The sequence below is a fragment of the Pseudarthrobacter sp. HLT1-7 genome, assembly GCF_059383435.1.
The window spans coordinates 163,116-176,110 of the sequence record NZ_JBWZCH010000005.1; the positions used below are offsets into that span (position 1 = coordinate 163,116).

10 protein-coding genes and 1 tRNA gene are annotated in these 12,995 nt (G+C 67.3%); 9 read left to right on the plus strand and 2 right to left on the minus strand.

Going from position 1 to position 12,995, the window contains the following annotated elements; genetic code table 11:
• Position 1 precedes the first annotated feature (1 nt).
• On the minus strand, positions 2 to 1,147 hold the full coding sequence (locus AC50X6_RS06905; RefSeq protein ID WP_494965493.1) for an AAA family ATPase: 1,146 nt from the start codon (positions 1,145 to 1,147) through the stop codon (positions 2 to 4).
• A 243-nt stretch (positions 1,148 to 1,390) separates the two neighbouring features.
• On the opposite strand from AC50X6_RS06905, the gene AC50X6_RS06910 reads away from it, so the two are divergent.
• The 5 genes from AC50X6_RS06910 to AC50X6_RS06930 all read left to right on the plus strand — a co-directional run bounded on the left by AC50X6_RS06910 (position 1,391) and on the right by AC50X6_RS06930 (position 7,759).
• Positions 1,391 to 2,329 (plus strand): TatD family hydrolase, encoded by a 939-nt coding sequence (locus AC50X6_RS06910; protein WP_494965494.1) that lies wholly within the window; start codon positions 1,391 to 1,393, stop codon positions 2,327 to 2,329.
• 282 nt (positions 2,330 to 2,611) lie between these two features.
• Positions 2,612 to 3,817 (plus strand): resuscitation-promoting factor, encoded by a 1,206-nt coding sequence (locus AC50X6_RS06915; RefSeq protein WP_494965495.1) that lies wholly within the window; start codon positions 2,612 to 2,614, stop codon positions 3,815 to 3,817.
• A 194-nt stretch (positions 3,818 to 4,011) separates the two neighbouring features.
• Positions 4,012 to 4,851 carry a 16S rRNA (adenine(1518)-N(6)/adenine(1519)-N(6))-dimethyltransferase RsmA gene (gene rsmA / locus AC50X6_RS06920; RefSeq protein ID WP_494965571.1) on the plus strand — a complete coding sequence of 280 codons (840 nt, stop codon included), beginning with the start codon at positions 4,012 to 4,014 and terminating at the stop codon, positions 4,849 to 4,851.
• A gap of 78 nt (positions 4,852 to 4,929) precedes the next feature.
• On the plus strand, positions 4,930 to 5,892 hold the full coding sequence (locus tag AC50X6_RS06925) for a 4-(cytidine 5'-diphospho)-2-C-methyl-D-erythritol kinase (protein WP_494965496.1): 963 nt from the start codon (positions 4,930 to 4,932) through the stop codon (positions 5,890 to 5,892).
• Between the two features lie 37 nt (positions 5,893 to 5,929).
• A complete protein-coding gene (locus AC50X6_RS06930; RefSeq protein ID WP_494965497.1) occupies positions 5,930 to 7,759 on the plus strand; it encodes an ABC-F family ATP-binding cassette domain-containing protein in 1,830 nt (609 codons plus the stop codon).
• A gap of 711 nt (positions 7,760 to 8,470) precedes the next feature.
• Here AC50X6_RS06930 and AC50X6_RS06935 read toward each other — a convergent pair.
• The gene (locus AC50X6_RS06935; protein ID WP_494965572.1) at positions 8,471 to 9,085 is read right to left on the minus strand and encodes a TetR/AcrR family transcriptional regulator; all 615 of its coding nucleotides are present in this window, start codon (positions 9,083 to 9,085) and stop codon (positions 8,471 to 8,473) included.
• 191 nt (positions 9,086 to 9,276) lie between these two features.
• On the opposite strand from AC50X6_RS06935, the gene AC50X6_RS06940 reads away from it, so the two are divergent.
• The 4 genes from AC50X6_RS06940 (at position 9,277) to AC50X6_RS06955 (ending at position 12,875) form a co-directional block, all read left to right on the plus strand.
• Positions 9,277 to 9,348, plus strand: a tRNA-Gln gene (locus AC50X6_RS06940).
• 209 nt (positions 9,349 to 9,557) lie between these two features.
• On the plus strand, positions 9,558 to 11,057 hold the full coding sequence (gene glmU / locus AC50X6_RS06945) for a bifunctional UDP-N-acetylglucosamine diphosphorylase/glucosamine-1-phosphate N-acetyltransferase GlmU (RefSeq protein ID WP_494965498.1): 1,500 nt from the start codon (positions 9,558 to 9,560) through the stop codon (positions 11,055 to 11,057).
• The gene (locus AC50X6_RS06950) at positions 11,054 to 12,034 is read left to right on the plus strand and encodes a ribose-phosphate diphosphokinase (protein ID WP_326966846.1); all 981 of its coding nucleotides are present in this window, start codon (positions 11,054 to 11,056) and stop codon (positions 12,032 to 12,034) included. The genes glmU and AC50X6_RS06950 overlap by 4 nt, the downstream gene beginning before the upstream one ends.
• Positions 12,035 to 12,281: 247 nt before the next feature.
• The gene (locus AC50X6_RS06955) at positions 12,282 to 12,875 is read left to right on the plus strand and encodes a 50S ribosomal protein L25/general stress protein Ctc (RefSeq protein ID WP_494965499.1); all 594 of its coding nucleotides are present in this window, start codon (positions 12,282 to 12,284) and stop codon (positions 12,873 to 12,875) included.
• Positions 12,876 to 12,995 lie beyond the last annotated feature (120 nt).

The following is a 12,995-nucleotide window of genomic DNA, read 5'->3' on the forward strand; positions in this document are numbered from 1 at the left end:
CCTAGCGGTGGTTCGGGAGCCTGGACGGCGAAGCCGCTGCGGTCTTCGCACGGGCGGCACGGGCCGTGCCGGCGGAGGCCGCCGCCACATCGGGGCTGACCTGGATTGTGGCCAGGACGGACCGGATAACGCCCTGCGGTGTTTGGCCCGTGCTGGCGGCTTTACGGTCCAGGATGATCCGGTGCGCCAGGACGAATTCGGCCACGCTGGCTATGTCGTCCGGCAACACAAAGTCCCGGCCTTCCAAAGCGGCCGTGGCCTTCGCCGCGCGCAGCAGCTGGAGCATGGACCGGGGGCTGGCGCCGAGCCGCAGCAGGCTGCTCTCCCTCGTGGCGCGTCCCAGGGACACGGTGTATTCCTTGATCGATTCGGAGACGTAGACCTGCTGCACCGCGGCGATCATGGCGGCGACTTCGCCGGCGGTGACGACGGCGGTCACCCGGGTCAGCGGGGACGTCGCCTGGTGGGTTTCCAGCATTTGCATCTCTGACTCCTTGTCCGGATAGCCCATGGAAATCCGCGCCATAAAACGGTCCCGCTGCGCCTCCGGGAGCGGGTACGTCCCCTCCATCTCGATGGGATTCTGCGTGGCCACGACCATAAAGGGCTCATCCAGCCGGTAGGACTTCCCGTCCACGGTGACCTGGTGCTCCTCCATGCACTCCAGCAGGGCCGACTGGGTCTTGGCGGAGGCACGGTTGATTTCGTCGCCGATGACGATGTTGGCAAACACCGCCCCGGGGCGGAACTCAAAGGACCGCGATGCCTGGTTGTAGATGGATACGCCGGTCACGTCGGAGGGCAACAGATCAGGGGTGAACTGGATCCGGCTCACCGAGCAGTCGATGGTGCGGGCCAGCGTCTTGGCCAGCAGCGTCTTGCCGACACCGGGGACGTCCTCAAGCAGCAGGTGGCCCTGCGCCAGGAGGACGGTCAGCGCCAGCTTCGCGGCCTCGGCCTTGCCATCGATCACGGTGTTGATGGCCGTCAGGATGCGCTCGCTGGCGGCATGGAACGCCTCGGCATCCATGGCCGCGGGCTTCTGCGCCAGCCGCCTCGCCGCTGCGTTTCCCCCCACGGCGGAGCCATCCTGGAAACCCTGGCCTTCGGGGCGGACTTCGTCTACGGAGGTGCGGTGGTAGTCCATCGGCAGCCTTTCAGCCCTGGTGGGTCCCCGGGACGGATCGGCATGAAATGCCGTGCCCTCATCGGGTATGCGTCTGTCTTCCTATCAGAGTACTAACACAACCGCCGGACCTGACAGAGAGTTGCGGGGAAATCTCCGCAGGTCCGCTGGACGCCACGTAGCACGGTGCGGTTAAATCGCGGCATTGCTCCGGGCGCGGCTCGCCGGTGCCCGCGCGGCGGAGACCCCGGTTAAGGTGGAACGATGTGCAATCCCCTCACTCCCGTCCCGTTCCGTGCAAGCGGCAGCGGTCGCCCCGGCTACCCGCCGGCGCCGGAGCCTCTTCCTGTTCCGGTCATGGACAACCACACGCATCTTGACTTTCCCGACGCCGGCTCTCCCGACGCCGGCTTTCCCAACAGCGACTTTCCCAACAGCGACTTTCCCAACAAGGGGTTGGCGGTCAGCGTTACGGATGCCCTCGACGCCGCCGCGGCCGTGGGGGTCCAGGGCGCCGTGCAGGTGGGGTGCGACCTCGAATCCTCCCGGTTCACGGTCCGGGCCGTCGAGCTGGACACCAGGCTGCTGGGCGCCGTCGCGCTCCATCCGAACGACGCTCCCCGCTACGCCGCCCGGGGCGAATTGGAGGCTGCCCTGGCCGAGATCGAAGCCCTGGCCGCGCACCCGAGAATCCGGGCGATCGGCGAGACGGGCCTGGACTTCTTCCGGACCGAGGCGGAGGGACTGGCCCCGCAGCGGTACTCCTTCCGCCGCCATATCGACATCGCCAAGCGTCTCGGCCTGACGCTGCAGATCCACGACCGGGACGCCCACGACGACGTCGTCCAGGTCCTGCGCGAGGAGGGCGCCCCTGACCGGGTGGTGTTCCACTGTTTTTCCGGTGGGGAGGAGCTGGCCCGGGTCTGCAACAGCGAAGGCTGGTACATGTCCTTCGCCGGGACGATGACCTTCAAGAATGCGTCGGATCTGCGCGCCGCCCTGGCCATCGCGGAGCCGGAGCGGGTCCTCGTTGAAACCGATGCCCCGTTCCTTACGCCGCACCCGCACCGCGGGCGCCCGAATGCCAGCTACATGGTCCCGTATACCGTCCGGGCCATGGCGGATGTGACCGGGACGGAGCTCTCCGCGCTGTGTGCCAGGATCGCCGAAAATACCCTGCAGGCCTACGGATCCTGGGACTGAAAGCGGCTCCTTAAGTCCTCCACCGAGAATACCGGGTATGTACAAATTCTTGGTTGCTTTATAACGCTCCGGTTACAGTGGACAACTATTAGCCGGGGTCGGGGAAGGCCTTCGGAAAATATCACTCCGTCAGGGTGCGCACTGTGGCCAAAGAACCATATGCGCGCTCTCGTTTATGAGTGTGGCAGTGCACGCATCTGCCGCGAACAATCCGGACCCGTTCCGGTGCTGCCCCCGGGGCGTTTGCGGAGGATGGCCCCGTGCGCTTTTCCCCGTGCCCGGATGGTCCAAGAGATACGGGCAATCGTGGTCAAGTTCTTTACATCGGACGGCAAGTTCAGCTTCGTCAAGGTCGGTACGCAGCTGGTGGTGCTTGTCGCCCTCGTGCTGGGCCTTGTGGCCTTCGTCGGCAACAACAAAACAGTCACGCTCAATGTCGACGGGAAAGTGAGTTCCGTGCAGACATTCGGCGGCACCGTCGGACAGGTCGTCAAGGGCGCCAAAGTCGAACTCCAGCCATCCGACAGGGTGTCGCCCGCTGCGGACTCCTATGTACAGGACGGATCCGTCATTAACGTCAACCTGGCCAAGGCCGTCAAGGTTAGCCTGGATGGCGCGGAGCGGACCGTCAGCACCACCTCGCCCACCGTTGACGCCCTGGTGAGCGAACTCGGCGTGGCGAGCTCCTCCGAAGTATCCGTCCCGAAAGACGCCCAGCTCTCCGTCTCCGGTTCCTTCGTGTCGATCTCGACGCCGAAAACCGTGAGCATCGTCGCGGACGGCAAGGCAGCCACGACCAGCACGACGTCGGCCACCGTCGGCCAGCTGCTCACCGACGCCGGCATTTCGCTGGGCGTCAGCGACCGCAGCTCGCAGCCCGGCAATGCCCCCGTCGTGAATGACATGGTCATCAAGGTCTCCCGCGTGGACGTCAGCAAGACGGCGGAATCCACCGAAGCCGTCCCGTTCGAAACCCTCACCACCGAGAATGCCGGAATGCTCAAAGGCGAGAAGACCGTGACGCAGGCCGGCGTGGCCGGAACCATGGGCAAGAGCTTCAAGCTGGTCCTCGTGGACGGCCGCGAAGCATCCCGCACCCTCGTGTCACAGTCCGTCACCGCCCCGCCGGTCACCGAGAAGGTCACGGTCGGGACCAAGGAAAAGCCCAAACCTGCGGCCGCCCCGGCCGCCGCGGCAGCCCCGGCCGCCGGTGCCAACACCGGTGCCGGAGCACCAGCCATGATGAACGAAGCCATGTGGGACAAGATCGCCCAGTGCGAATCCACCGGCAACTGGTCCATCAACAACGGCAACGGCTACTACGGCGGACTGCAGTTCGATATCCGGACCTGGCTCGGATCCGGCGGCGGCGCCTACGCCCCGAACGCCAGCCTTGCCTCCAAGGCCCAGCAGATCGACATCGCCAACCGTGTCTATGCCCAGCGCGGCCTCCAGCCCTGGGGCTGCGGCTGGGCTGCCTCCCGCTAGGGACCGGCACCGACTGACCGGCGGCGTTACCGCAGCGGCTGACCACGGCTGCGGCGGCCGGCAGAGGCCGGGCCCGGTTCTCCCGGGCCCGGCCTCTGCCATGTCCGGGATAGGATACCTAGGTGACTGAACCGACCCCCTCCGCGCCAGGCTCCACGTCCGGAAAAGCGTCCGGCAGTGCGCCAGCGCCACTGATGGGCGCCTCCGACATCCGCAGGCTGGCCGAGGAAATCGGGGTCCGTCCCACCAAGACCCTGGGCCAGAACTTCGTCATCGACGGCAACACCATCCGGCGGATCGTCGCCACCGCGGACATCCACCCCGGGGAGACGGTCCTGGAGGTCGGGCCGGGGCTCGGCTCACTCACCCTGGGCCTGCTGGACGCCGCCCGGACCGTCGTCGCCGTCGAGATCGATCCGGTGCTTGCGGACAAGCTTCCGGCCACGGTCGCAGCGTGGCGCCCCGACGCGGTGCAGAACTTCCACCTCGTCCTTGCCGACGCCATGCGGGTCACGGAGCTCCCGGCGGAGCCGACCGCGCTCGTGGCCAATCTTCCGTACAACGTGGCGGTCCCGGTGGTCCTGCATCTGCTGCAGCACTTCCCGAGCCTCCGCCACGGCCTGGTCATGGTGCAGGACGAGGTGGCGGACCGGCTGGCCGCCGGCCCCGGATCCAAAACCTACGGTGTCCCCTCGGTCAAGGGGGCCTGGTACAGCAGCATGCGCAAAGCCGGCGTGATCGGCATGAACGTCTTCTGGCCCGCCCCCAAGATCCACTCCGGCCTCGTCGCCTTCACCCGCCGGGAACCGCCGGTCACCACCGCCAGCCGGGAACAGGTTTTCGCCGTGATCGACGCGGCCTTCGCGCAGCGGCGCAAGACCCTGCGCGCCGCGCTGGCAGGCTGGGCCGGAAGTGCGGCGGAAGCCGAACGCTGCCTGCGGGCCGCCGGCGTCGACCCCTCCGCCCGCGGTGAAGTGATCGATATCGCGGCGTTTTCCCGGATCGCCGAAGCACGCGGGCTGCCGGACGCATGAGCCCTGCCGGCGTCCCGGACCGGTGGCGCCCGGCGGGAGTGCTTGGAGCCTGACCCTGCCATGCCATAGCGTGGAGCCATGAACGCAGTGAGAGGGCGCTTTGCCGCGAGGACCGTCCGGGTCAAGGCTCCCGGCAAGGTAAACGTCTCACTCGACGTAGGATCCCGGCGTGCCGATGGCTATCATTCCGTGGCCAGCGTCTACCTCGCGGTCTCCCTCTATGAGGAAGTAGCCGCCACCAGCACGGACACCGGCGGCATCACTGTCAGCATCAGCCCGGCGAGCACCCTCGACCTCGACGGCGTCGACATCCCGCTCGATGAACGCAACCTGGCCTACAAGGCCGCCGCCATTATGACGGATGTCTCGGAGCACTCCACGGGCGTCCACCTCGAAATCACCAAGCGCGTGCCGGTCGCCGGCGGCATGGGCGGCGGCTCGGCGGACGCCGCCGCCACCCTGCTCGCGTGCGATGCGCTGTGGAACAGCGGCCTGTCCCGCGACGAACTGGCACACCTGGCCGCGGAACTCGGGGCCGATGTGCCGTTCTCCCTGCTCGGCGGCACCGCCGTGGGGCTGGGTGTGGGCGACGATCTTTCCCCGGCCCTCGTCAAAGCCCAGACCGACTGGGTCCTCGTCACCGCGGACTTCGGCCTGTCCACGCCTGAGGTATTCCGGACCCTGGACCGGCTGCGCGCAGCCGAAGGCGCCGAGATCGAGGAACCCACCGCCGTCGATCCCATGATCCTCAAGGCCCTGCGCAGCGGGGATGCCGATGCCCTCAGCCGGGTCCTGGTCAACGATCTCCAGCGCGCCTCGATCGAACTGGCGCCCGGGCTCCGGGACACCCTGGGGCTCGGCGAATCCTGCGGCGCGATCGCCGGCCTGATCTCCGGCTCCGGCCCCACCGTCGCGCTGCTGGCCCACAGCCCGGCCGCCGCCGAAGGCCTGGCCGCAGACCTCCGCCACCACGGCCTCGAGGCCATGGCCGTCCACGGCCCGGTTCACGGGGCGCGCATCATCTCCGATACGCTCCTTTAGTAGCTTTGACCAGACAAACCTAGGAAAGCAGTTCCCTGTGGCACACCTGCTCGGCGGCGAGAACCTCACGGTCTCGTATGCAACCCGCACCGTTCTCGACGGCGTTACCCTCGGACTCGAAGAGGGCGACCGGATCGGCATGGTGGGCCGCAACGGCGACGGTAAATCGACGCTGATGCGCCTGCTGGCGATGCGCGCCACCCCGGACACGGGCCGCGTGACCAAGCGCAGCGAAGTCAACACCGGCTACCTTGACCAGAGCGATGTGCTCGACGGCGACCTCACGGTCGGAGCGGCCATCGTCGGCGACCAGGCCGACTACGAATGGGCCCGCAACCCGCAGATCCGCGAGGTGATGGGCGGACTCGTATCCGACGTCGACTGGCACGCCAATGTGCACGCCCTCTCCGGCGGGCAGAAGCGCCGTGTGGCGCTGGCCAAGCTGCTGATCGAGGACCACGACGTCATCATGCTCGACGAGCCGACCAACCACCTCGACGTCGAAGGCGTCGCCTGGCTGTCCCGGCACCTCAAGACCCGTTGGCGTGCCAACCAGGGCGCCTTCCTCGTGGTCACCCACGACCGCTGGTTCCTCGACGAAGTGTGTACCAAGACCTGGGAAGTCCACGACGGGATTGTGGACCCGTTCGACGGCGGCTACGCAGCCTACGTGCTGGCCCGCGCCGAACGCGACCGCTCCGCTTCCGTGGTGGAAAGCAAGCGCCAGCAGCTCGTGAAGAAAGAACTCGCCTGGCTGCGCCGCGGCGCCCCGGCCCGCACGGCCAAGCCGAAGTTCCGCATCGAGGCAGCCAACGAACTCATCGCGGACGTCCCCGAACCGCGCGACTCGATGGCGCTGAGCAAGATGGCCACCGCCCGGCTCGGCAAGGACGTGCTGGACCTGGAAAACGTCTCCCTTGACTTCCTTGGCGGTGAGCCCGGCCAGAAGCTCTTTGACAACATCACCCTGCGGCTTGCCCCGGGTGAGCGGCTGGGACTCGTGGGCGTCAACGGCGCCGGCAAGACCACCCTGCTGAAACTCCTCAATGGCGAAATCCAGCCGACGTCCGGGAAAGTGAAGCGTGGCAAGACAGTCGTCACCGCCGTCCTCACCCAGGAGGTCAAGGAACTCGACGACGTCTCGGACCTGCGCGTGATCGAAGTGATCGAGCGTGAAAAGCGGTCCTTCAACGTTGGCGGCAAGGAATTCAGTGCCGGCCAGCTCGTGGAACAGCTTGGCTTCACCAACGAGAAGCAGTGGACCCCGGTCAAGGACCTCTCCGGCGGCGAACGCCGGCGCCTTCAGCTCCTGCGCCTGCTTGTGGGGGAACCGAACGTGCTGATGCTCGATGAGCCCACCAACGACCTCGACACCGACACCCTGGCCGCCGTGGAGGACGTGCTGGACGGCTGGCCGGGCACGCTCGTCGTCGTCAGCCACGACCGCTACCTGCTTGAGCGCGTCACCGACCACCAGATGGCGCTCCTCGGAGACGGCAAGATCCGCGCCCTGCCGCGCGGCGTGGACCAGTACCTCGAACTGCGCGAAGCCGCCCTGGCCGGCTCCACTATCACCGGCGGCGGCAACCCCGTCATCTCCCCAAGCTCAGGCTCCGCCCCCGCCGCAAGCGGCCCCTCGGAAGCCGAGAAGCGCGAGGCCCGCAAGGCCAAGAACCGGATTGACCGCCAACTGGGCAAGCTCAAGCAGCAGGAAGACAAGCTGCACGCCCAGATGACCGCCGCCGCAGCCGACGCCTCGGCCGTGGGCCAGTTGGCCGGACTCAACAAGAAGCTCAAGGACCTCGCCGGAGAACGCGAAGGCCTTGAACTCGAATGGCTGGGAGCCTTGGAGGTGCTGGGGGAGTAGCTGCCGGGGCAGACGGGCCAGCAACCCGATTCGTGCTCTTTCAGGGCGATATGAAAGGTACCGGGGGGCATGGCCAGTGTGTCGCTGCATGGCTGGACGTGTCCCTTGGGCCACTGGAATCCCGCGGGACATGTCCCTTGGTGCCGCCCGGGAGTGGACATGCCCCTTGGGCCACTGGAATCCCGCGGGACATGTCCCTTGGTGCCGCCCGGGAGTGGACATGCCCCTTGGGCCACTGGAATCCCGCGGGACATGTCCCTTGGTGCAGCCCACGAATGGACATATGGGTGACATGTCCGTTCTTTGAGGCCCCGGTGGGGCATGTCCCGCGGGGCGCTCAGTGACTTCGTCGCCGGCCGTGGTTCGTGAGGTCCCTTGCTGCCGCCCACGAGTGGACGTGGCCAATGTGTTGCGGCATGGCTGGACATGTCCCTTGGGCCAGCCCGGGAATGGACATGCCCCTTGTGCCACTGAAATCCCCCGGGACATGTCCCTTGGTGCAGCCCAGGAGTGGACATATGGGTCATATGTCCATTCTTTAAGGCCAGGGGAGGGCATGTCCCGCGGGGGGCTCAGCGCCCTCAGTGTCTGGCCTCGGGCGCAAGCGATCGCCGACCAGCCCCCGACCAGCCCCCGGACAGCCCCCGGCTGGCGGCCCAGCGCCACTGTCGCGCCGTGGTGGGAGAAGGTTGCCTTACGTTCGTGTTCGTATTAGTCCTCGCTGCGGAGCTCGGGGTCCTTTTGCAGGCCGGTCAGGCCGTTCCAGGCGAGGTTGACCAGGTGCGCGGCGACTTCGCGCTTGTCCGGGGTTCGGCTTTCCTGCCACCACTGGCCGGTCATTGCGACCATCCCGACGAGCATCTGCGCGTACATGGCGCCGTCGGCCGAGGTGAAGCCGCGGCGGGCGAATTCGTCGGCCAGGATGTGTTCCACCCGCGCCGTGACGTGCGAGAGCAGAGTGGCGAACGCCCCTTCAGGCTGCGTCGGCGGGGCATCGCGCATGAGGATACGGAAGCCGTCCGTGCGGTCCTCGATATAGCTCAGGAGGGCCAGGACCGCCCGCTCCACCAGCACCCGCGGCCTGGCGTCGTCGGGCAGGGCGTCGTCGGACAAGGCGTCGCTGATGGCGGTGAGCAGGATCCGGAACTCGCATTCGACCACCCGGGTATACAGGCCTTCCTTGGAACCGAAGTGCTCATAGATCACCGGCTTGGAGACGCCGCCGGCCGCGGCAATCTCCTCGATGGTGGTGCCGTCCAGGCCCCGGAGGGCAAACAGCCCGCGGCCGACGCTGATCAACTGGCTGCGGCGCTGGGGGCCGGTCATCCGGGGCCGGGGGACGTAGCCAGGGGCCCTTGCCGGCCGTCCGCTCCGGCGGTCTGCCCCACCGGAAACCCCTGCACTGTTGCTCACAGCTCCATCATGCACCAGATGGGGCGCACTCGCTCTTCGCACTTCACTGCGGCACAGTATGGCAGAATTGACTCTCGTGCCACCGGCTTGCCGCCGAGGCACGGTCCGCCCTGGTGTAATGGCAGCACCCCGGCCTTTGGAGCCGTGGAGTATAGGTTCGAGTCCTATGGGCGGAACTGTCTGGCGTCGTCGGGACCGGAACAGTCCCGGCGGACACGGTCCGGCGTGAGTCCAGTAGGATGAATCTGCGCCGTGACCGGAATCTGGTCCGGCCAGGCCGCGCGGATCCGGCAACCGCGGTGCAGCACCCGGCCCCCAGCCGCGGGGCATCCAGATCCACCGAGCAGCGGCATGAGCTACGCCACTGAGCAAGGAGAGCCCGTACGTGAGCCCCGAGACTACCGGCCCAGCCGCCGTAATCGTCCTAGCTGCAGGTGCCGGTACCCGGATGAAATCCCGTACCCCCAAAATCCTCCATGAGATCGGCGGCCGCTCCCTCGTGGGACACGCGCTTCATGCCGCCCGAACCATCAGGCCGCAGGAGCTCGCGCTCGTCGTCCGGCATGAGCGAGACGTTGTTGCTGCCCACATCGCTGCGCTGGACCCGGGCGCCCTGATCGTAGACCAGGACGAGGTGCCCGGAACAGGCCGCGCCGTCGAAGCCGCCCTCCAAGCGCTCGATTCGCTCAACCCCAAGGGTCCGCTCGGCGGAACCGTCGTGGTCACCTACGGGGACGTCCCGCTGCTCACCGGAGAGCTGCTGGCCGAACTGGTCGCCACCCACGAGGCCGACCGTAACGCCGTCACCGTCCTCACCGCCGTCCTCGCTGACGCCACCGGTTACGGCCGTATTCTCCGGGCCGCGGACGGAACGGTCACCGGGATCCGCGAACACAAGGACGCCTCGGACCGCGAACGTGAGATCCGGGAGATCAACTCCGGCATCTACGCCTTCGACGCCGCCGTACTGCGCGACTCGCTGGCCCGCGTCACCACCGAGAACGCCCAGGGCGAGATGTACCTCACCGACGTGCTCGGACTGGCCCGTACGGCAGGCGGCCGCGTCGCCGCGGTCGTCACGGAGGACCGCTGGCAGGTCGAAGGCGCGAATGACCGGGTGCAGCTCTCGGCCCTCGGCGCAGAACACAACCGCCGCACGGTCGAGGCCTGGATGCGCGCCGGGGTGACGGTCGTGGATCCGGCCAGCACCTGGATCGACGCTACGGTGACCCTCGAAGAGGACGTCCGCCTGCTGCCCAACACCCAGCTCCACGGCGCCACCACGGTGGCGCGGGACGCCGTCGTCGGCCCCGACACGACCCTGACCGACGTCCACGTCGGCGCGGGCGCCACTGTGACCCGCACGCACGGTTCCGGTTCCACGATCGGCGCGAATGCCAGCGTGGGCCCGTTCACTTACCTGCGCCCCGCCACCGTCCTGGGGGATACCGGCAAGATCGGCGCCTTTTACGAAACCAAGAACGTCACCATCGGCCGCGGCTCCAAGCTCTCCCACCTCGGCTACGCCGGCGACGCGGAGATCGGTGAGGATACCAACATAGGCTGCGGAAACATCACGGCCAACTACGACGGCGAGAAGAAGCACCGGACCATCATCGGCTCCGGCGTGCGCACGGGTTCCAACACCGTTTTCGTCGCCCCCGTTCAGGTCGGCGACGGCGCCTACAGCGGCGCAGGCGCCATCATCCGCCGCGACGTCCCGGCCGGCGCCCTGGTCCTGTCTCTGGCCACGCAGCGCAACGATGCGGGCTGGGTCCTCGAAAACCGTCCGGGCACAATCTCCGCCGCGCTGGCCAAGGCCGCCGGCGGCACCGACACTTCCTCCGGTACCCCGGCATCTACAGAAGAGGGCTTGCAATCATGAGCGAAATTACGGCACGCGGCGAGAAGAAGCTGGTGCTTGCCGCCGGGCGCGCGCATCCCGAGCTGGCGAAGGAGATCGCCAAGGAGCTGGGAACCGAGCTGCTGCCCCTCGATGCCTACGACTTCGCCAACGGCGAGATCTACGTCCGCGCCGGCGAGAGCGTCCGCGGCACCGATGCCTTCGTCATCCAGGCGCACCCGGCACCGCTGAACAACTGGCTGATGGAACAGCTGATCATGATCGATTCGCTCAAACGGGCCTCCGCCAAGCGCATCACCGTCGTGTCACCGTTCTACCCCTACGCACGCCAGGACAAGAAGGGCCGCGGCCGGGAGCCCATCTCCGCGCGCCTCATCGCCGATCTCTACAAGACCGCCGGCGCCGACCGCATCATGAGCGTTGACCTGCACACCTCGCAGATCCAGGGCTTCTTCGACGGCCCCGTGGACCACCTGATGGCCATCCCGCTGCTGGCGGACTACATCCGCACCAAGGTCGGTCCGGACAACGTCACGGTGGTCTCCCCGGACACCGGCCGCGTCCGTGTTGCCGAGCAGTGGGCCGAGCGTCTTGGCGGTGCACCGCTCGCGTTCGTGCACAAGAGCCGCGACCTCACCGTCCCCAACCAGGCCGTCTCCAAGACGGTCGTGGGCCAGGTCGAAGGCCGCACCTGCGTCCTGATTGACGACATGATCGACACCGGCGGAACCATCTCCGGCGCGGTCCAGGTGCTCAAGAACGCCGGTGCAAAGGACGTCATCATCGCGGCGACCCACGCGGTCTTCTCCGATCCTGCCGCCCGGCGGCTCTCCGAATCCGGTGCCCGTGAGGTTGTTGTCACCAACACCCTGCCGATCACCGCGGACAAGCACTTTCCGCAGCTCACCGTGCTGTCCATCGCACCGCTGATCGCCCGTGCCATCCGTGAAGTGTTCGACGACGGATCCGTCACCAGCCTTTTCGACGGCAACGCCTAGCACCACCCGCGCGGGTACGTTTTTATGAATCCGTACCCGCGCTGGTAGCCTTGGTACGAAACCTTGGCGAGGGAGAGCGCCGGTACTCCGTATTAGTGGGAAATTAATCGGGTACCGGACTGCTGGTCTCCGTTATCGACTGGGTCTGAATCTCCCTTCGGAAGGGCGGCCATTGTGCCACCCGGCGTTGAAGGTCGCAAACAGACCTCCGCCCTTGCCGAACACCGCCAGTCCACTAGGAGATTCCATGTCTGAGCAGAAGCTCGCAGCAGAAGTACGCACCGAATTTGGTAAGGGCTTCGCCCGCCGCGCCCGCATGGAGGGCCTGATCCCGGCCGTCATCTATGGCCACGGCGCCGAGCCGATTCACATTACCCTGCCGGCCAAGTCCACCACCCTGGCCGTCCGCCGTGCCAACGCACTGCTGACCCTGGACATCGAGGGCGAACAGCACCTCGCCCTCGTCAAGGACATCCAGCGCGACCCGATCAAACAGATCATCGAGCACCTGGACCTTCTGACCGTCCGCACCGGCGAGAAGGTCACCGTGGACGTTCCCGTGCACCTGACCGGCGAGCTCGCTCCGGGCAGCGTGTACAACCAGGAAATGACCACCGTATCCCTCGAGGCCGAGGCCACCCACCTGCCGACCGGCATCGAGGTCAGCATCGAGGGCCGCACCGCCGGGGAGCACATCCACGCCTCTGACCTGGTTCTGCCGAAGGGCGCTGTCCTGCTGGCCGACGCCGAGGCCCTCGTGGTCCACATCTCCGAGGCCACCGAGGTCTCCGAGGAAGAAGCTTCCGCCGATACCACCGCGGGCTCCTCGACCGCCGAGTAGTCCAGAGTATTTCCGTGGCGGCCGGGTCCCTCTGGGGCCCGGCCGCCGTCGTCTGCACGCCGTCGTCTGCGCTGCAGGTCAGCGCTGCCCGTCTTAATCGCCGCCCGCGCCGGGCCGCCC